Source organism: Lacrimispora amygdalina (assembly GCF_003432035.1).
Classification (GTDB): domain Bacteria; phylum Bacillota; class Clostridia; order Lachnospirales; family Lachnospiraceae; genus Lacrimispora; species Lacrimispora amygdalina.
In genome coordinates this window covers 1-19,927 of sequence record NZ_QOHO01000033.1, presented here as the reverse complement: position 1 = coordinate 19,927, position 19,927 = coordinate 1, and the positions used below count along the sequence as shown (strand labels likewise).

The window sequence follows — 19,927 nt, the reverse complement described above, 5'->3', positions numbered from 1 at the left end:
TTTTGTACCTGTTTTTCAGGCAGTTACTTACTTTAATGGCTTTTTTTCTTCAAGAAAGCAGGCAGAGGGTGGAATGCCCTTTTTAGCCTTAAACAGTTTGCTGAAGTAAAAAATATCGGAAAATCCGCATTGCAGAGCCACTTCTCCCACGCTGTATTCCCCGCTCTTTAACAGGTTTTCCGCGTAATTTAAGCGAATGGAAATAAGATACTGCTTAAATGTCATACCGGTAGTTTTCTGAAAGAGATTCCCATAATAGGCCGGATGGAGGTGAAATCTTCTGGCCATTTCTTCCGTAGTTAAATTTTCCCAGTAATGGGCACTCATATAGCGTATGCTGTTTTTAATACGGGGGTCGTCCTGCCCGGTACGATTCCTGTTTAAAAGCTGATCTAAAATCATGTGCAGAATCATACAGAGAATCGCCCTTACCTTTAACATATATCCGAAATTCTGCTGCAGCCATTCGCTGTGCATCTCATTATACAGAGCAATAAGCTGGGGATTGGTCCCGATGCGGCTGATATACGGCAGGGGAAGCGATACATTCTGACCGGTCTGGTTCCGGAGAAGAAAGTTGGTGGCATAGCACTCAATCAGATCATCAGGAATCGTGGTGGCTGCACGGTAGCTGTTCTGGGGAATACAGATCAGATCCCCTTTATTCACAATATAGGTCTGGTCATTGATGGTATATTCCGCTTTCCCCTCCATCACATAGGTGATATCAATAAAAGATGTGATACAGGGCTCAATCTTCCAGCCCGGAGTGGGTTTTCTGTGAATATAGTAATGAAGTTCGGGTATGAGATTGTTAAAATCCAGTTCTTCAGCCATATGGAGAGCTCCTTTTCCCAAGTAAAAAGTAATTTCCCGGCGTTATTAAATTTATACAAGGGGATATTTCTTTAAATTTGTCGATTTATGCGTTTAATCGTATTATATGGCAAGGATAGTAACAATACAAGTCCAATTATATAAAAAATAATCTTTAATAATTACAAAAATCTTAAATCATTCCATTCTATTGTTTTGTGCAATTTGCTATGATACCCCTATCAGACGAAGCTTTGTTTGTAATGTTTTATGGAGTAAGAGTAAGATGAAATCATAATTATCGGACTGAGTGTGGGAAGGAATAGGGATGTTAGAAAAAAGAGATTTATGCTGGTTGCTCAAGCCGGTAAGCAGGGATGAAATTAAAACCTGGTTTATGGAAGACAGGAACAATTCTAGGATAACCCGGACCATTGAGGGTGAGATGCCCCGTCTGTTCTATGGAATCTCCCGCTCACAAAAAGACAATGCCTCGATAGTGCTAATTCTCACAGACGACGGCAGTCTGGGAGACGAGGGGTATTCCATTGATCAGAAGGAATCGGGGTATGAGATCAAAAGCAATACACAAAAGGGTCTCCTCTACGGAATATTTGGCCTGCATCGTCTGTTGCTGGGAAAGAAGGAACGTTTCCCTTATGTCAGTATTCCGGATCAGAATTACCGGATGATCAACCATTGGGACAACTTTGACGGAACCATTGAACGGGGATATTCGGGAAGATCTATTTTTTATGATCACAATGCCTTTCGGGGTGATATGGAGCTGATCCGTCAATATGCCAGGCTGCTGGCTTCTGTTGGCATTAATGCAGTTTCCATCAATAACGTCAATGTCCGCAAATATGAACGGTTTTTCATAACGGCAGAATATTTGAAAGAAATAAAAAAAATAGGAGATATCTTTACTGCATATGGCATTCAGCTGTTTCTTGCTATTGATTTTGCAGCACCCATCTCAGTAGGGAAGCTTTCCACTGCAGATCCGCTGTGCCCGGATGTGGCCTCCTGGTGGAAGCATACCGTGGAGGATATATACAGGATCATACCGGATTTTGGAGGGTTTGTGGTAAAGGCGGATTCGGAACACGAACCGGGACCGTTTACATATGGAAGAAGCCATGGAGACGGGGCCAACATGCTGGCCAAAGCGATCCGCCCATTCGGGGGAATTATTGTCTGGAGATGCTTTGTCTATGACTGCACCCAGGACTGGAGAGACCGGAGTCTTGACAGGGCGCGGGCAGCTTATGATCTCTTCCATGAACTGGACGGCGAATTTGATGAGAATGTTATTTTGCAGATTAAGAACGGACCCATTGATTTTCAGATCCGGGAACCTGTGTCACCATTGTTTGGTGCGTTAAAGGAGACCAATCAGATTCTGGAATTTCAGATAACACAGGAATATACCGGGCATCAGATAGACATCTGTTATCTGGTTCCCATGTGGAAAGAAACCCTGGATTTTGATACCCGGCATGGGGCATCAAGTCTGGTAAAAGAAGCCATCAGGCAGTATTCCCCAGACCAGAAGCTTTCCGGTCTTTGTGCAGTAGGAAATGTGGGTATGGACCGGAACTGGACCGGGAACAAGATGGCGCAGGCCAACTGGTATGGATATGGACGGCTGGCCTGGGACAATGATCTGACTTCAGAGGAGATAGCAAAGGAGTGGCTGGATTTAAGCTTCGAGCTGACAGAAGATGCCAGGGAAAAAGCGCTGTCAATTCTTATCACTTCCAGAGATACCTATGAAGATTATACCTGTCCGCTTGCAGTAGGTTTTATGTGTAAGCCCGGGATACATTACGGGTGTGATATCGATGGCTACGAATACGACCAATGGGGGACCTATCATTATGCTGACAGAGAAGGAGTCGGAAGAGACCGGACTGCAGCAACAGGGACCGGTTTTACAAAACAGTATTCTCCCCGTATATATCAGGAATATGAGGATATTAATGCCTGTCCTGACAAGCTTTTGCTGTTTTTTCACCATGTCCCATATACCCATGTGCTGCAATCAGGAAAAACGGTGATTCAGCATATCTATGACACCCATTTTGACGGTGTGGAGAAGGTGAAAGAATATCAGGCCAGGTGGGAAAGCATTCAGGATGAACTGGATGAGGAAAGTTATCAGAACGTAAAAGAACGCCTGGATTACCAGCTGAAGCATGCAGTGGAATGGCGGGATCAGATCAACACTTATTTCTACCGGAAATCAGGGATTGGGGATGAGGCAGGAAGAACGATCTACAATTAGCAGTACTTAGTTTTTTCATAATAAATCAATGATTAATGAGAAGGAGGAGTTTAGAAATGGGTATGAGGAAAACAACAGGTATGATGTGTGCTGCGTTACTTGCAGCCAGTATGCTGGCAACCGGATGCAGCAGTAAGACCGCAGAGCCGGCTAAAGGAGAAACAGCAGGAAAAGATGCAGGGGGAGAGGTGGCTTTAAACTTTTCCTGGTGGGGAAATGATGACCGTCACCAGGCCACACAGAAAGCAATTGATGCGTTTAATACCGCTCATGCAGGAAAAATCAAAGTAACAGGAGAGCCATCCGGCTTTGGCAATCTGGAAGAGACATTTGCCACCCGTTACGCAGGAGGGACTGCAGCGGACATCATGACAGTAAACTATCCATGGGTTCTTCAGTACAGCCCCGACGGCAAAGGATTTTATGATCTGGATCAGGTAAAGGACATCTTTGATTTCAGCCAGTATGATCCGGAGTTTTTAAAATTTGGCCAGAGAGCAGGCAAGATGCAGGCAATTCCATACGGTCAGAATACCCTTGGATTTTACTTGAACAAGTCAGCATTTGAAAGAGCCGGAATCAAGGAGCTTCCAAAGACCTTTGACGAATATAAGAAAGCGGCAGAAGCATTTACAAAAGCAGATCCCAACTCTTATTTAATCGTCAGCCCCACATTCCGTTTTGCTGCCATCTACTATCTGCAGCAGAAGACAGGCAAGGGAGAGTTTGCCGATGATTTAAGCATGAATTATACACAGGAAGATTATAAAGATGCGCTGATCTGGTATAAAGATCTGGCAGATGCCCATGTATTCTGTTCCAGAAAAGACTACATTGAAAATGTAGGCAATGAGCCTGTTAGTATCGCTCAGAATGCTAAATTTATCAACGGCGGTTATGCCGGCGTCTTAGAATGGACCGGCGGAATTGCTTCCAATGCCAAGACCTTATCAGATAAAGGCGACCAGCTGGCAATTGCACCGCTTCCAGTAATTGATGGTGCAAAATTTGAGGGAACTATGGCAAAGCCATCTTTAACCTTTGCAATTTCCAAGGATTCCAAGAATCCAAAGGCTGCCGCAGAATTCTTACAGTACATTTTAAACGATCCGGAAGGAACAAAATTAATGGGTTCCACCAGAGGAATGGTTGCTTCAAAAGCAGCAAAAGCCTCCCTGGAAGCAGACGGACAGATTACCGGTGTTGTAAAAGATGCTTATGACTTTACTGCAAATGCAAAAGTAATCAATAACTCTCCGATTTTTGAGAATGCCAAATTTACAGACGCATACGACAAAAATTACGAGAAATTTGAATTTGGACAGAGCAGTGCAGATGATGCTGCAAAAGCAATCTTTGATGCTATCAGCGAGGAAAATGCCAAGCTGAAAGAGCAATACAAATAATAGCAGAAAAAACTGCTGGTTAAGTCGTCACGCAGAGGAATGAGATTCTTCTGCGTGACTGAAACGAAGGAGGGAGCTTTTTGAAACATAGTAAAATAGGATTGTTATATATTCTTCCATGGCTGGCAGGTATAATATTTTTAACATTATATCCCTTTGTGAATGCACTTGTTATCAGCTTTACTGATTATAATCTAGTACGGAAACCCAACTTTGTAGGATTCGGAAATTATATAGATCTGTTTCGGAATGCTGATTTTCGGTCAACTCTGACTGCTACTATAAAGTACACAATATTTACCGTACCACTTCAGCTTTCCTTTGCTTTGTTTATTGCCTATATCCTGAATTTTCAGCTGAAGGGCATTAATTTTTATCGTACTGCTTATTATATTCCGTCTTTATTGGGAGGAAATGTTGCAGTTGCAGTGCTTTGGCGGTTTTTATTTCAACAAGATGGTTTTATCAACCGTTTTATCGGTATTTTTGGAGCGGCTCCCATACCATGGTTATCTTCACCAAATGGAGCAATGTCTGTCATTGTTTTATTGAAAGTATGGCAGTTTGGGTCTTCTATGCTGATCTTTCTGGCGGCATTAAAAGATGTGCCACAGGAATTGTACGAGGCAGCAAGTGTGGATGGATCTTCCCGGCTTTATTCTTTTTTCCGGATTACCATTCCCCTCATTACACCCACCATTTTCTTTAATCTGGTCATGCAGATGGTAAATGCCTTCCAGGAATTTAACGGTCCCTATCTGGTCACCGGAAGAGGTCCGCTAAATGCGACTTATCTGACCTCTATGTATATTTATGACAATGCCTTTAAGTTTTTTAACATGGGGTATGCAAGTGCGGCCAGCTGGCTCTTATTTATCATTATCATGGCTGTAACAGCAATTCTCTTCGCTACGCAGAACAAATGGGTATTTTATTCTGACGAAGGGAACTAAGGAGGGGACATATGAACGGGTTAAGTAAGTTAGAAAGACGCAGGCGCCGTCGGAATTTAATCAGTGCATTGATACGTTATGGGATATTGACAGCAGTGGCTCTTGTCATGATCTATCCCATTCTCTGGCTGGTAGGCGCGACTTTTAAAACCAATAATGAAATATTTACGACGGTCAATTTTATTCCCAAAAGAATAGACTTTACTCCGTACATAGAAGGCTGGAAGACAAGAACCCAGTTTACATTTACAACCTTCTTTCTCAATACGTTTCAGTACGTAATACCAAAGATTCTGTTCTGCCTGGTATCCAGCACCCTGGTTGCTTATGGGTTTGCCAGATTTCAGTTTCCATTTAAGAAATTTTTCTTCTCTTTACTTATGGCAACCATGTTTCTCCCGGCAGTGGTAACAAGAATACCTCTTTATCTGCTTTGGAAGAATCTTGGACTTTTAGATACTTATGTTCCATTAATTGCACCTACTATATTTGCCAATGAACCATTCTTTGTTTTCATGCTGATTCAGTTTCTCCGGTCCATTCCCACCTATCTTGATGAGGCGGCCACAGTGGATGGATGCAATTCCTTTGAGATCCTGATCCGTATTCTGCTGCCTGCCTTAAAGCCGGCGATTGTCAGCTGCACAATTTTCCAGTTTATCTGGAGTTTCAACGATTTCCTTGGACCGCTCATTTACGTCACCAGCTTATCCAAATATCCGGTTGCGCTGGCACTAAAGATGTCTATCGATCAAAGCAGCGGAATTGTGGAATGGAATCAGATTCTTGCCATGTCATTTCTTGCTCTCCTTCCGGCTCTGATCCTGTTTTTTGCAGCTCAGAAGTATTTTGTGGAGGGAATCACTTCCACAGGTGCGAAGGGATAGGTGTATATGCAAAACAATGAAAAACGGCTTATGCTTCCCAAACTGATCAGTCACGGCTGTGTCCTGCAGACCGGAGAGAAAACAAGAATCTGGGGCCTTGCGGCTCCGGGTGAAGGCGTCACTCTGCGGCTTTTGAATCAGGAAATCAGCTGCAGGGCAGATGGAGACGGGAACTGGGAAGCTTACTTTCATCATTTACAGCCAGGCGGACCCGTTACAATGGAATTGTTCAGCCAATCCGGTGAAACAATTCGGGTGACAGATGTTTATCTGGGGGAGGTATTCATCTGCAGCGGCCAGTCCAATATGGAACTGCCCATGAACCGAGTAAAGGATCAGTATCCCATGGAGTTTGAAAAACAGGGGGATGCAAAATTCCGGCTGTATAAAGTAAAAGAAAACTATGAATTTCAGGCCCCTTTAAAGGACCATCTGGAGGCTTCGTGGAAGGAATGTTCTCCTGAGACCATTGGAGAATTTTCCGCTGTCTCATATTTCTTCGGAAAATTTATGCGGGAGGATAGAAGAGTACCCATTGGTCTTATCAATGTGAGTCTTGGCGGATCTACGGTAGAAGCCTGGATGGGAGAAGAAGAGGCCGCCATGTATCCGGATATAAAGGAGGAACTGGATCAATGCCGTAATCAAAAGCTTTTTGAGAAAAAGATGGCCGGACAGATTCAGGCACATGAGAAATGGTATGAAAATATCAGAGACCTGGAAAAAGGTATGGACAGGAACCGTGACAAGTGGAAGGAAGTGACGCTTCCCGCTTTATTAAAAGATTTTGGATTAAATGATTTCAACGGCGTTATCTGGTTTCGGAAACGGGTCATGCTTCCGGAACAGCTGGAAGGTAAAAAGGCAAAGCTCTGGCTTGGAACTATGGTGGACAGTGACAGAACCTATGTAAACGGTGTTTTGGTTGGAGAGACCGGTTATCAGTATCCGCCTCGGAAATATAATATTCCGGAAGGCGTGCTAAAGGCAGGGGAAAATGAGATCCGCATCAGTCTGGTCTGCGAACATGGAGCGGGGAGAGTTACCCCTGGAAAGATTTATACCCTGTTTGCAGAGGAAGCGGTCATTGTCCTGGATGGCAGATGGGAGTACTTAAGCAGTATGCGGTGCGAACCTGCGCCAGGGGTCGACTTAATGTCCCGGAAACCAACCGGGCTTTATAATGGAATGCTGGCGCCCTGTTTTCCCTATATGATAAGAGGTGTTTTGTGGTATCAGGGAGAAAGCAACGATGAGAGACCGGATTCCTATGAAGAACGTCTTCAGCAGATGATTCTGCTCTGGAGAAAGAAGTGGAAGTCAGACAGTCTTCCATTTGTAATTGCCCAGCTTCCTGGTTTTTCCATTGATCTGGCTGACAAAGGCGATGCATGGCCAAGGATCAGGCAGGCCCAGAGAAAAGCGGCCGGATTAAAGAATGTGGCAGTTACGGTCAATCTGGATGTGGGAGAGGAAAATGACCTTCATCCGCTGAATAAGCGGGAGGTTGCATACCGCATGTTCCTGGCAGTAAAAGGCATGATTTTCGGAGAGCATGTTATATACCGCGGTCCATGGCTCTCTGACTTTGATGTGTCAGGGGAGTGGATCACTCTTACCTTTGAGACAGAAGATAAAAAGGGGCTTGTTGTTCATGAGGGAACAGGAGTGGAGCAGTTTGAGATTGCCGGGCCGGACGGAATCTGCCATCCTGTAACAGGCAAATTAAAAGATAATCAGGTACTGATACATAGCAATATGGTAAAACAGCCTGTTTTCTTCCGTTACTGCTGGTCCAATGCTCCAAAAACAGGTCTTTTGTACAATGAAGCGGGACTGCCGGCTTCGCCTTTTGAAATTTCACTGCTTTCATACAGAAAGTCCCGGTCTGGCCAGTAGATGCCAGACGGGACTTTTTGCATGAATTATAGAGAAACAGGAAGATACAGTTCCAGATAATGAATGGTTTTATCTGAATCACTTTCCGTTTCAGCTTCCCTGCGCTGTTCGGGAGCGCAGCCCATGACGGGTCCGCTGTAAGCAGTTCCTGTCAGTGAATAACCCTGCTCCTTTGCCCATCTCACAGCCTTTAAAATCTTTTGCTCATCAGGGACCAGGGAGTCGGAAGCAATAATGGTATAAATACAGGTTTCCCATTTGAGTACAGGAAAATTTTTAAGATCAGGATTCAGCCGCATGACAGAGGCTGTTTCATCGGAAAGAAGAAAGAATTCGTCCTGCAATTTTGCGTAATTTTCTTTTACTATGTACTCCTGAAATGGAGCACATAAGTCGGGTATTGAAAGACGGTTGATTTCTTCACTGTTCTTTATCCTGTAATGGGGGGGAAGCGGTCTGGTCTGGTATCGCTCCAGACCCTGCTTCACGTTATCATAAGTGATTTTCAACAGATTTAAATGCACCAGTGACTGCCGGTGAAGTTCCAGCTGTTGTTTTTCTTCTGTAATTTTTTTCTGAATCAAGGAGCGGCTGGAATGAAGGGAACTTTTGTAAAGAATCCGCTCAATGTCTTCCAGGCTGAAGTTAAGTCTGCGGTAATACATAATGCTTAACAGCCTGCTGATGTCATCATACGTATAGCTTCGGTAACCATTTTCCTCTTTTTCCGGCTGTATAATGCCCTTCTTTTCATAGAAGCGGAGGGTATCGCGGCTTAAACCTAACCGAAGGGAGACTTCTCCAATGCTGTACTTTCTCATGTTACTTCCTCGCGTTCAGTCTGTTATTGCCACTGCTATTTTATCACAGTTACAGAAAATTTTCCCTTAAGGTTTTCTTTCTATGCTTACGAAATACTAACAGAATTTATACAATTCCAATGGAGTAGATCTTAAGCCAGTAATTAATCTGGAGAAGGTAGGCAAGCATCTGAGGTCCAGCCATCAGCTGTCCATACCAGGGTTTTCCATAATCGGATGGTTTTGACAGAAAATGATCCAGCTTATTTTTATCCAGGAACTCCATAACCGGTTCTTTGCCGTCAGCCATCATTTCCCTGACTCTGCTTATGAGAAGCGCTTCATAATTGGTATCGTAGGTTTTGGGATAAGGAGATTTCCGGCGGAAAAGAATTTCCTCCGGCAGAAGTCCCTTACCTGCCTGACGGAGAAGATTCTTAACCACTCCGTCCCTGGTCTTCATATCCCAGGGGACATTCCAAACGTATTCAATAATCCGGTGGTCTGCAAAGGGTACTCTGGCTTCCAGTCCGGAGTACATGCTGTCCCGGTCCATGCGGTTTAAAAGAGTCTGCATAAACCAGCGTAAGTTCAGATAGGAAATCTCCCTCCTTCTGGCTTCTGTTGGACTGTCTTCTGCTAATAAGGGAGTTTCGGCGACTGATTTTTCATAGGTCTCAGCCACATACTCATCCATATCTAAATAATTTAGAAATTCGTCGTTGAGCAGTGACTTTCGCGGCTGCAAATCCATAGTCCAGGGGAATGCATGGGCTTTGAAGCAGTCTTCTCTGTGAAACCATGGATAGCCGCCAAAGATTTCATCTGCACATTCGCCGGTTAAGGTCACCTTATTATGAGGTTTCACCATGGAGCAGAAATGAAGCATGGAAGAATCGATATCCCCCATGGCAGGCAGATCGTGAGCCATGACCGAGTCGTAGAGCCGGTCTGCCTGGGTTAAATTGTCACACTCCAGATAATGATGGTCGGAATCCAGAAATTTTACCATCAGATCCACAAAAGGCCGGTCCTGGGAGGGCTGAAAAGCACTGGCTTTAAAATACTGGTCATTATTTACAAAATCAAAGGAAAAGGTATTCAGCCTCCTGCCCTGTTTTTTTAACTCTGCTGCACAGACTGCAGATACAATGCTGGAATCAACACCGCCGGATAAGAACGTGCAGATGGGAACATCAGAAACCATCTGCCGCCTGATGGAATCTGTGACTAAAAATGCGGTTTTTTCAATGGTTTCCTCATAGCTGTCTTCGTGAGGATGACTCTCAAGCTTCCAGTAAGATTTTAAATGGAACCCATCCCTGGAGCAAAGGAGCATGTGTCCTGGCAGCAGTTCCCTGATGTCTTTGAAAACCCCGCAGCCCGGAGTACGGGCAGGCCCTATGGAAAACACTTCATTCAGACCTCTTTTATCCAGTAAAGGCCGGATGCCGGGGCAGGCAAAAATCCCCTTCAGTTCCGATGCGAAAATGATTTCCTCATCCCGTACGGTATAAAACAAAGGCTTCACACCGGAGCGGTCCCTGCATAAACAGAGGCATTGCCTGTATGGGTCCAGTATGGCGTAGGCGAAGATTCCGTTTAGCTTCCTGGCAAATTCAGGACCATATTCCATATATCCGGTGAGGATGACTTCCGTATCGCAGGTAGTGGAAAAAGAATGGCCTTTCCTGATTAAATCACCACGAAGCTCATCGGTATTGTAAATTTCTCCGTTATATACAATGACGAAGGTTTTCCCCGACTCTGTTTTTTTCATGGGCTGGCTGCCGTTTGTTAAGTCAATGATGGATAAGCGGGCATGAGACAACCCTCCATGCTCAGAAAGCCAGGTACCGGATGCATCCGGTCCCCGGTGCCTTTGAATGGCAGCCATATCCTCCAGTATGTGACTGTAATAATGTTTATCTTTTAAGTAATCCCGGTTTGGGTTATAGAATCCGGAAATTCCACACATAATGATTCCTCCTTTGGGTGAATCGTTTATAAGAGAAAACAGGCTACAAGGTACGCCGCGGCAAATCCGATAAAAACGGGCAGCAGATTTTTTCTTGCAAGATCCAGGGGATTGACGCTGCATATGGCTGCGACAGGAATCAGCCCCCAGGGAACAATGGTGCCGCCTCCCACATAGATAGCCGTAATCTGCCCGAGAGATGCTAAAATGGGTACGGAGGCGTTTACGGCAGAGCCCAGAGTTCCGGCAAGAGCGCCGGTCAGAGGAAGCCCGGAAAAGCCTGATCCGTCAAGTCCGGTGAGACTGCCCACTGCCATCTGAACGATTGCAGCCATATATTTATTAAGGGGAGTGTTGCGGGCCAGCCAGATAGCCCAGTCATTTAATATACCCCTTTGAAACTGGCTTCCTAAAATAGAAGAAATTCCATCTCCTCCTAAAAAGAAAAATGCCCCGATGATAATAACGGGAGCAAAGATCCGTATGGCAAAAAGGAAACCGTCGGTCAAATAGATGGTGACCTTTTCCAGTGCATGGCTGCCAAAGCCTGAGAAAGCCCCGATGCACATAATAAGAACCGCAGTTCCGGACACCAGACTGGTGGCATCGCCTCCTTTTAAATCAAAGACAAGCATCAGAATGATATCAGCAGCAAAGAATAACGGCGTCAGGACCGCCATGATGATGCCCGAAAGCCCTGCAGCAGGCTGTTTTTCTGTTTCCTGAATGCTTACCTGGCTGCAGCAGGAAGAGATTTGTTTCCTGTTTAACAGATATGCGCTGACAGCTGTGACAATGCCCATTACAAGGAAAAGAGGCCGGCCTTTTGTCAAAATGTCGGAAGCTGAAACAGAAGCTGCTCCTGCGGAAATGGAGGGAGCACCCTGGATAACCAGATCATAGCTTAAGGCAAAACCATGTCCGAATAAATTCATTGCCATGGCTGCTGCCAGCGGGTCAAGTCCGGCTTTCAGAGCGAAAGGAAGTACAATTGCGCCGATTAAGGCCACAGATGGAGAGGGCCAGAGAAAGAGGGAAAAAGTCAACATGGTAAAGCCCAGAATCCACCAGGTAACAGAAGGCGATTTCATAACTTTAGCCATGGGAATCATCATAATGTAGTCGCTGCCTAAATCCTTTAAGCATTTTGACAGAGCGGTAATTAAGGCGATGGTTGCAATAATTTCCGTAAACTCCTTTGCTGCGAACACAATGGCTTTGAATACGGTCATAATCCCGCCGGTTACAGATCCAAGTCCAACAAAGCCGATGAGGAACAAAAAGGCGATGCAGACATAAGGAGTATCCCGCCGTAAAATCATGACTGTGAGTATGGTAAGAACGCCTGTCAGATAAAGATAGTGCATGGGCGTAAGCACCAGATTGGTATCTAACATAGAAATCACTCCCGGGGAATAATATAATCTATTGTATGAAGGAGGGGAACGGCCAGTGTGATTTTTTAAGAGGAACTTGAATTTTTCAGCCCGGCCTTTTATACTGGATTTTATAAAGGAGAAATCTTATGCAGATTATTTCGGTTCATATTAAGAATTTTAAGTCCATTGAGAACATGGAGATCACTGATATTGAAAATGCCCTGATTCTGGTAGGAAAGAACAATACAGGCAAAACAGGAATTTTAGATGCCATAAGAGCTGCCGCCAATGCCTATGAGGTAACAAAAGAGGACTTTAATGAGAAAAAACAGAAAATCGAGATTATCATGACTCTGGCGATCACCCAGGATGATCTGGAATTATTTCACCGTGCGGGAATTGTCAGCCAGTATAAACGGTTTGAGACCTGGCTTCATGATTTTACGGCAAAGCTTCCTTCTTACCAGGAGGGAAAACTGTCCTTTACTTATCAGGCCAGCTGGAACGGAGAAACCAGGTTCTTTGACGGTTATCATAAAAATAACCGGTATATCAAAGAGGTCATGCCCAGACTGTACTACATTGACTCCCAGAGAGAATTAAATCAGTTTCAGAATGATCTCCTGCTTTTTCAGGAAGATGACCAGCTGTCCAGGTTAAGAAATCATGTCTGTATATTTGACAGCGCCAGAGCGTGCTGCCAGTGCTTTCAGTGTATCGGGCTGATCAACCAGAAGAAGCCGGAGGAGTTAGCGGTGTATGAGACTGCAAAGCTTCTGGAATATAAGATGTATCAGCTGAATTTAAATGATTTTGCCGCCAGAGTCAACGAAAATTATAAAAAGAACGGAGGATATGAAGAAATCCGGTTCTCCCTGATCTGCGACCCCAACGAGATGTTTAAGGTTACGGCGGAGACCTATCATGAGGAGCGGGGGAAGACAAACCCCATCAGTAATTTAAGCAACGGCATGAGAAGTTTATACATGTTGTCCCTTCTGGAAGCATATACAGAGGATGGGAAGAGAATTCCCAATATTATCATTGTGGAGGATCCGGAGATATTTCTCCATCCCCAGCTTCAGAAAACTTCCAGTGAGATCCTGTACCGTCTGTCAAAAAAGAACCAGGTTATTTTCACCACCCATTCCCCCAATATGCTGTTTAATTTCACCAGACGGCAGATCCGCCAGGTGGTTCTTGACCGGGGAGGGTATTCGGTTGTAAAGGAGAAGACGGATATCGATGTAATTCTTGATGATCTGGGGTACGGTGCCATAGATCTTTTGGGGGTAAGCTTTGTATTTATTGTGGAAGGAAAGCAGGATAAAAGCAGACTGCCTCTTTTGCTTGAGAAGTATTATTCAGAGATTTATGACAAGGAAGGAAACTTATCAAGAATTTCCATCATTACCACAAACAGCTGCACCAATATCAAAACCTATGCCAATTTAAAGTATATGAATCAGGTTTATTTACGGGATCAGTTTTTAATGATCCGGGATGGGGACGGAAGAGACCCGGAAGAACTGGCAGGAGAATTGTGCAGGTACTACGATGAGAGGGGGAGGGACGAGATTGACCGGCTGCCTAAGGTGACCAGAAGGAATGTGCTCATTTTAAAATATTATTCTTTTGAAAATTACTTTTTTAATCCCAAAATCATGGAACAGCTGGGGATTGTGGAAAGCGAGGAATCATTTTACCGGATACTGTTCCAAAAATGGAATGAGTATCTTCACCGGTTAAAGAGCGGAAAACAGTTTCTGGAGGCAGTGGGAAAAAACATGGAAAGCCCGGAGGAATTAAAGGAGCATATGGAGGAATTCAAAATATATATGCGCGGCCACAATCTGTTTGACATCTTCTACGGGCCTTATAAAAAACAGGAAGGAGAAATTTTAAGAAAGTATATTGATCTGGCTCCCAGAGAAGATTTCAAAGATATACTGGATGCCACGGACCGGTTTGTATATTTTGAAAACAGAAAAATGGAAAATTAAAAAAGGCAAGAAAGTGCTATTACTTGGACAAATAAAAGCACGCTTTTTTTCGGCATGTATATTATAATTGGGGTAAGTGATTTTACCAGGAGGTATGAGGATGAATTATCTGATAGGGATTGATGTGGGAACATCTGCAACGAAGACCGTTCTGTTTGATGAGAAAGGACAGGTAGTGGCTTCTGCTTCCAGAGAGTATCCTCTTTATCAGCCGGATAACGGCTGGGCGGAGCAAAAACCGGAGGACTGGCGGGATGCGGTTCTGGAGACGATTTCCCAGGTAGTAAAGGAATCCAAAGTTTCAAAGGATGAGGTAAAGGGGATAGGTTTATCAGGCCAGATGCATGGCCTGGTTATGCTGGATGAGAAGAATGAGGTGATTCGCCCCTCTATTATCTGGTGTGACCAGAGAACTGGTGCAGAGGTAGAGGATATGCTTTCCATCATGCCGAGAGAGCGGTGGATTGAAATTACGGCAAACCCGCCGTTAACCGGCTGGACAGCAGCCAAGATTTTATGGGTTAAGAAGAATGAGCCGGAGAATTACAGCCGGTGCAGACATATTCTTCTGCCCAAAGACTACATAAGGTTTGTTCTGACAGGAAACTATGCCACAGAGGTATCCGATGCCAGCGGCATGCAGCTTCTTGATGTTCCGGGAAGATGCTGGTCAGAGGAAGTGCTTGAAAAGCTGGATATCGACCCCGCGCTTTTGGGAAAGGTTTATGAATCCTGTGAAGTGACCGGTACGGTACTTCCTGAGATTGCCGAGCGGACAGGTTTGTCTGACGGGACAAAGGTAGTAGGCGGTGCCGGAGACAACGCAGCAGCAGCTGTAGGAACGGGAGTTGTAAAGGATGGAACTGCATTTACGACGATCGGAACCTCCGGCGTGGTATTTGCCCACAGCAGCCAGGTTACCATTGATCCAAAGGGAAGAGTTCATACCTGCTGCTGCGCGGTTCCAGGTGCGTGGCATGTGATGGGCGTTACCCAGGGAGCCGGACTTTCCTTAAAGTGGTTCAAGGATCAGTTCTGCGGGGATTATGTGAAAGAAGCAGAGAAAGAGAAGATTGATGTCTATGACATCATCAATAAAGAAGTGGCGAAGGTAGAAGCGGGAAGCGGAAGGCTTTTATATCTTCCTTATCTGATGGGAGAGAGAACTCCCCATCTTGATCCTGACTGCAGAGGAGTATTTTTCGGACTTTCTGCCATACACACAAGAGCGCATATGCTGCGTGCCGTGATGGAGGGAGTTTCCTATTCCTTAAGCGACTGCAATGACATCTTAAAAGAGATGGGAATTCTTGTGGATCAGATGATGGCATGCGGAGGCGGAGGGAAAAGCCCGGTATGGCGCCAGATGCTTGCAGATATGTATCAGTGCGGTGTAAAAACAGTGGCCCAGACGGAAGGACCTGCGTTAGGTGTGGCAATTCTTGCAGGAGTGGGCTGCGGATTATATGAAAGTGTGGAGTCTGCCTGTGAAGCGTTGATTTACGAAGACAAGTCCACGGAGCCTGATGCAGAAAAAGCAGAGAAGTATGAGAACTATCACCAGCTTTACAAGAAACTTTATGAGGATTTAAAAGGCAGTTATAAGATACTGTCAGGTTTATAAATCACAGGTTTACCAACAGGAAGAAAGCAGGAGGATGAGAACATGCGTTTTTTTATTGACACGGCAAATGTAGAGGAAATCAGAATGGCAGATGAGATGGGAATTATATGCGGAGTAACCACAAATCCATCTCTCATTGCAAAGGAAGGGCGTATTTTTAAAGAAGTAATTGGGGAAATTGCTTCTATCGTAGATGGTCCCATAAGCGGGGAAGTGAAAGCAACCACTACCGATGCAAAGGGCATGATCGAAGAAGGAAGGGAGATTGCGGCAATCCATCCAAATATGGTCGTAAAGATCCCCATGACTCCGGAGGGGTTAAAGGCTGTTAAGGTTCTTCATTCCGAAGGTATCAAAACCAATGTAACCCTTGTATTTTCTTCTGCTCAGGCACTTCTGGCTGCAAGAGCAGGTGCAACTTACGTATCACCATTTCTCGGACGTCTGGATGATATTTCCATGCCGGGAATTGATTTAATAAACGATATCATGGAGATTTTCCAGATTCATGGAATTGAGACAGAGATTATAGCTGCCAGTGTGCGCAACCCTATTCATGTAATTGACTGTGCAAAGGCTGGTGCAGATATTGCTACCGTACCTTATAAGGTGCTTCTGCAGATGACGGCCCATCCATTGACAGACCAGGGAATTGAGAAGTTCAAAAAGGATTATCTGGCAGTATTCGGAGAATAGAGAAAAAGAGAGGGATTATCATGGGAATTGAGATAAAACCGGTAACAGATCCTGCTTTTGGTGCTTATGGAAAGATCGTGACGGGTTATGAAATTGGAGATCTTTTAAAAAAGATGGAGGAAACTCCGCTCCCGGAGGATGTGATATACGTTGCCTCAGTGCAGGAACTGGAAGAACTTTCCGTAAGCAAAGAGATGGAGAAGAATTTATACGGACAGATGCCGATACAGGTGGGTTTTTGCAACGGTCATAATAAAAAATTAAATGCTGCAGAGTATCACAGGAATTCCGAAATTAACATTGCTGCCACTGATCTGGTGCTGATTCTGGGAAAGCAGCAGGATATTACCCCGGAATACACCTATGATTCAGGCAATATGGAGGCATTTCTTATTCCCAGGGGGACAGTAGTGGAGGTTTATGCCACAACACTTCATTATGCACCGTGCCATACGCAGGAAGGCGGTTTCCGTTGTGTGGTCATTCTTCCCCAGGGAACCAATACTGATTTAACACCGCTTGATAAGACGGTGAATAAAGAAGATAAGCTGCTGTTTGCAAAGAATAAGTGGCTGATCGGACATGAGGAGGGCGGTCTCCCAAAAGAAGCCTATATTGGTATTACAGGAGAAAATCTTTCTATTTAAAGAATATTAAAGTATGATGAGGCGAAAAGAAACGCCTCAGGATAACAGGAGGAGTCATAATATGTATAATATCCCGGAATTAAAAGTAGGTATCGTTGCAGTCAGCAGAGACTGTTTCCCAGAAACATTATCAGTAAATAGAAGAAAAGCTCTGATCAAAGCTTATGAAACAAAATATGATGCAGCTAATATCTATGAGTGCCCGGTATGTATTGTAGAGAGCGAGATACATATGGTGCAGGCGTTAGAAGATGTTAAAAATGCAGGCTGCAATGCGCTGGTCGTTTATCTTGGAAACTTTGGTCCTGAGATTTCCGAAACCCTTCTTGCAAAGCATTTTGACGGACCGGTTATGTTTATCGCCGCTGCAGAAGAAAGCGGAGACAGTTTAACCCAGGGCAGAGGAGATGCCTACTGCGGAATGTTAAACGCAAGCTATAACTTAAAGCTGAGAAACATTAAGGCATATATCCCGGAATATCCTGTTGGAACAGCGGAAGAATGTGCGGATATGATAGAAGAATTCCTTCCGATTGCCAGATCTTTAGTAGGACTTTCCAGCTTAAAGATCATCAGCTTCGGACCACGCCCATTAAACTTCCTGGCATGCAACGCACCTATTAAGCAGCTTTATAATTTAGGCGTTGAGATTGAAGAAAACTCAGAGCTTGATTTATTTGAAGCATTTAATAAGCATGCAGGAGATCCCAGAATTCCTGATGTAGTAAAAGATATGGAAGCAGAACTGGGAGAAGGAAATAAAAAACCGGAAATTCTTCCAAAACTTGCTCAGTACGAGTTAACGTTACTGGACTGGGTAGAGCAGCACAGAGGATATCGTAAGTATGTTGCCATTGCCGGAAAATGCTGGCCGGCATTCCAGACCCAGTTTGGGTTTGTTCCCTGCTATGTAAACAGCCGTTTAACCGGAATGGGCATTCCTGTATCCTGTGAAGTTGATATTTACGGAGCACTCAGTGAATTTATCGGTACCTGTGTGAGCTTAGATGCCGTAACCCTTCTTGATATTAACAATACAGTTCCGGATGATATGTATGAAGGCGATATTAAAGGAAAGCACAATTATACTCACCAGGATACTTTTATGGGATTCCACTGCGGAAATACCTGTTCCAAAAAGCTTTCATCATGCTCTATGAAATATCAGATGATTATGGCTAGAGCGCTTCCGGAAGAAGTAACCCAGGGAACTCTGGAGGGAGATATTCTTCCAGGAGATATCACATTCTTCCGTTTACAGAGCACAGCAGATAACATTCTCCGGGCTTATGTAGCTCAGGGTGAAGTGCTTCCTGTAGCAACCCGTTCCTTCGGTTCCATCGGAATTTTTGCTATTCCGGAGATGGGAAGATTCTACCGTCATGTGCTGATTGAAAAGAATTTCCCGCATCACGGAGCTGTTGCTTTCGGACATTACGGAAAAGCTTTATTTGAAATATTTAAATATCTTGGAGTGGAAGAAATTGGCTTTAACCAGCCAAAAGGAATGCTTTACAAGACAGAAAATCCTTTTTCTTTCTAATCAGTCAGGAAAGATTTAATTGTAATAGAGAATAAAATAATACAGGAGGAAAGCCATCCATTTTGGATAGGACTTTCCTCCTTTTTATGATTCTTTCAGCAAAGAAGTCAGTTGTATCGCAATCCTTTTAGTAAACATACAATATTAATAGGCGTATTTCTATGGAACGCCTGATTGATACGATTGGAGGATTCTTTATGGCTAACAATGCTCTTCAAATAGAATTAAATACATCCACAAGTGTAGCTTCTGGTGCAAATGTACTTTTTGATACAATTGTTTATTCGTTTGGTAACATCACTTACAATGCAGCTACTGGAGTAATTACTTTTTTGGAGACCGGAAGATATGTAATCGACTGGTGGCTGGCGACTCAGTCATCTCAGTCAACAAATGGGGCGTCTTTTGCATTATCTTCTTCTCAGGGAGATTTACTGGAAGGCAGTTCACCAATAAAAACGGGAGAGGTATTTGGTGTTAGTATTATAGATGTGGTTTCTGCCCCTGTTACGGTTTCTCTTGTGAATATCAGTAATGCTACGGTATTCTTTTCCTTAGTTGTTCCGTTGAAGGGAACTTTAGTAGTAGTACAGGACGATATTGTTGGAGTAGGGCCGACAGGTGATACCGGTCCAACGGGCCCAACGGGAGCAACCGGCCCAACAGGTCCAACAGGAGCAACGGGCCCAGCGGGAGAAACGGGTCCAACAGGAGCAACTGGCCCAACGGGAGCAACCGGTCCGACAAGTCCGACAGGTCCGACGGGAGCAACCGGCCCAACGGGTCCAACAGGCCCGACAGGAGCCACCGGTCTGACAGGTCCGACGGGAGATACGGGCCCAATAGGCCCGACAGGAGCCACCGGTCCAACGGGTCCAACAGGTCCAACAGGTCCAACAGGAAATACCGGTCCAACAGGCCCGACAGGAGCTACCGGTCCAACAGGTCCGACGGGAGATACAGGCCCAGCAGGCCCGACAGGAGCCACCGGTCCAACGGGTCCAAC

14 protein-coding genes and 1 pseudogene are annotated in these 19,927 nt (G+C 44.6%); 11 read left to right on the top strand and 4 right to left on the bottom strand.

Going from position 1 to position 19,927, the window contains the following annotated elements; all coding sequences use genetic code 11:
- Positions 1-27 precede the first annotated feature (27 nt).
- Positions 28-837: an AraC family transcriptional regulator gene (locus tag DS742_RS12605; protein ID WP_117417347.1), complete on the bottom strand. Its 810-nt coding sequence runs from the start codon at positions 835-837 to the stop codon at positions 28-30.
- A gap of 307 nt (positions 838-1,144) precedes the next feature.
- Here DS742_RS12605 and DS742_RS12600 point away from each other — a divergent pair, with 307 nt between their 5' ends.
- The 5 genes from DS742_RS12600 (at position 1,145) to DS742_RS12580 (ending at position 8,251) form a co-directional block, all read left to right on the top strand.
- Positions 1,145-3,106, top strand: a complete 1,962-nt coding sequence (locus tag DS742_RS12600) for a glycoside hydrolase family 20 zincin-like fold domain-containing protein (protein ID WP_117417346.1) — start codon at positions 1,145-1,147, stop codon at positions 3,104-3,106.
- A 56-nt stretch (positions 3,107-3,162) separates the two neighbouring features.
- Positions 3,163-4,512, top strand: coding sequence for an ABC transporter substrate-binding protein (locus DS742_RS12595; protein ID WP_242980161.1), 1,350 nt, complete (start codon positions 3,163-3,165; stop codon positions 4,510-4,512).
- Between the two features lie 80 nt (positions 4,513-4,592).
- Complete coding sequence (locus tag DS742_RS12590) at positions 4,593-5,465, top strand: carbohydrate ABC transporter permease (RefSeq protein ID WP_104436823.1); 873 nt, start codon at positions 4,593-4,595, stop codon at positions 5,463-5,465.
- Between the two features lie 11 nt (positions 5,466-5,476).
- The gene (locus DS742_RS12585; RefSeq protein ID WP_104436822.1) at positions 5,477-6,352 is read left to right on the top strand and encodes a carbohydrate ABC transporter permease; all 876 of its coding nucleotides are present in this window, start codon (positions 5,477-5,479) and stop codon (positions 6,350-6,352) included.
- 6 nt (positions 6,353-6,358) lie between these two features.
- Positions 6,359-8,251: a sialate O-acetylesterase gene (locus tag DS742_RS12580; RefSeq protein ID WP_147325775.1), complete on the top strand. Its 1,893-nt coding sequence runs from the start codon at positions 6,359-6,361 to the stop codon at positions 8,249-8,251.
- A gap of 26 nt (positions 8,252-8,277) precedes the next feature.
- Here the strand turns inward: DS742_RS12580 and DS742_RS12575 are convergent, their stop codons facing one another.
- From DS742_RS12575 to DS742_RS12565, 3 genes are all read right to left on the bottom strand, one after another.
- The gene (locus DS742_RS12575) at positions 8,278-9,072 is read right to left on the bottom strand and encodes a MerR family transcriptional regulator (protein ID WP_117417344.1); all 795 of its coding nucleotides are present in this window, start codon (positions 9,070-9,072) and stop codon (positions 8,278-8,280) included.
- 106 nt (positions 9,073-9,178) lie between these two features.
- Positions 9,179-11,029 (bottom strand): asparagine synthase (glutamine-hydrolyzing), encoded by a 1,851-nt coding sequence (asnB, locus tag DS742_RS12570; RefSeq protein ID WP_117417343.1) that lies wholly within the window; start codon positions 11,027-11,029, stop codon positions 9,179-9,181.
- A 26-nt stretch (positions 11,030-11,055) separates the two neighbouring features.
- The gene (locus DS742_RS12565) at positions 11,056-12,426 is read right to left on the bottom strand and encodes a citrate transporter (protein WP_117417342.1); all 1,371 of its coding nucleotides are present in this window, start codon (positions 12,424-12,426) and stop codon (positions 11,056-11,058) included.
- 128 nt (positions 12,427-12,554) lie between these two features.
- On the opposite strand from DS742_RS12565, the gene DS742_RS12560 reads away from it, so the two are divergent.
- From DS742_RS12560 to DS742_RS29225, 6 genes and pseudogenes are all read left to right on the top strand, one after another.
- Positions 12,555-14,411, top strand: coding sequence for an ATP-dependent nuclease (locus DS742_RS12560; RefSeq protein ID WP_117417341.1), 1,857 nt, complete (start codon positions 12,555-12,557; stop codon positions 14,409-14,411).
- A 100-nt stretch (positions 14,412-14,511) separates the two neighbouring features.
- Positions 14,512-16,035, top strand: a complete 1,524-nt coding sequence (gene xylB, locus DS742_RS12555; protein WP_117417340.1) for a xylulokinase — start codon at positions 14,512-14,514, stop codon at positions 16,033-16,035.
- A gap of 42 nt (positions 16,036-16,077) precedes the next feature.
- Complete coding sequence (fsa, locus tag DS742_RS12550; protein WP_117417339.1) at positions 16,078-16,731, top strand: fructose-6-phosphate aldolase; 654 nt, start codon at positions 16,078-16,080, stop codon at positions 16,729-16,731.
- 20 nt (positions 16,732-16,751) lie between these two features.
- Positions 16,752-17,378 (top strand): DUF4867 family protein, encoded by a 627-nt coding sequence (locus DS742_RS12545; protein WP_117417338.1) that lies wholly within the window; start codon positions 16,752-16,754, stop codon positions 17,376-17,378.
- Between the two features lie 61 nt (positions 17,379-17,439).
- Positions 17,440-18,921, top strand: coding sequence for an L-fucose/L-arabinose isomerase family protein (locus DS742_RS12540; protein ID WP_117417337.1), 1,482 nt, complete (start codon positions 17,440-17,442; stop codon positions 18,919-18,921).
- A gap of 197 nt (positions 18,922-19,118) precedes the next feature.
- Positions 19,119-19,927, top strand: a pseudogene (locus DS742_RS29225) (collagen-like protein); the annotation flags it as partial.

Bases quoted from the DNA above. Each gene is read 5' to 3' on its own strand.
- DS742_RS12540 (WP_117417337.1), top strand. From the start codon at position 17,440: ATGTATAATATCCCGGAATTAAAAGTAGGTATCGTTGCAGTCAGCAGA.
- DS742_RS12580 (WP_147325775.1), top strand. From the start codon at position 6,359: ATGCAAAACAATGAAAAACGGCTTATGCTTCCCAAACTGATCAGTCAC.
- DS742_RS12605 (WP_117417347.1), bottom strand. From the start codon at position 837: ATGGCTGAAGAACTGGATTTTAACAATCTCATACCCGAACTTCATTAC.
- DS742_RS12600 (WP_117417346.1), top strand. From the start codon at position 1,145: ATGTTAGAAAAAAGAGATTTATGCTGGTTGCTCAAGCCGGTAAGCAGG.
- asnB (WP_117417343.1), bottom strand. From the start codon at position 11,029: ATGTGTGGAATTTCCGGATTCTATAACCCAAACCGGGATTACTTAAAA.
- DS742_RS12560 (WP_117417341.1), top strand. From the start codon at position 12,555: ATGCAGATTATTTCGGTTCATATTAAGAATTTTAAGTCCATTGAGAAC.
- DS742_RS12565 (WP_117417342.1), bottom strand. From the start codon at position 12,426: ATGTTAGATACCAATCTGGTGCTTACGCCCATGCACTATCTTTATCTG.
- DS742_RS12575 (WP_117417344.1), bottom strand. From the start codon at position 9,072: ATGAGAAAGTACAGCATTGGAGAAGTCTCCCTTCGGTTAGGTTTAAGC.
- fsa (WP_117417339.1), top strand. From the start codon at position 16,078: ATGCGTTTTTTTATTGACACGGCAAATGTAGAGGAAATCAGAATGGCA.
- DS742_RS12595 (WP_242980161.1), top strand. From the start codon at position 3,163: ATGGGTATGAGGAAAACAACAGGTATGATGTGTGCTGCGTTACTTGCA.
- DS742_RS12545 (WP_117417338.1), top strand. From the start codon at position 16,752: ATGGGAATTGAGATAAAACCGGTAACAGATCCTGCTTTTGGTGCTTAT.
- DS742_RS12585 (WP_104436822.1), top strand. From the start codon at position 5,477: ATGAACGGGTTAAGTAAGTTAGAAAGACGCAGGCGCCGTCGGAATTTA.
- xylB (WP_117417340.1), top strand. From the start codon at position 14,512: ATGAATTATCTGATAGGGATTGATGTGGGAACATCTGCAACGAAGACC.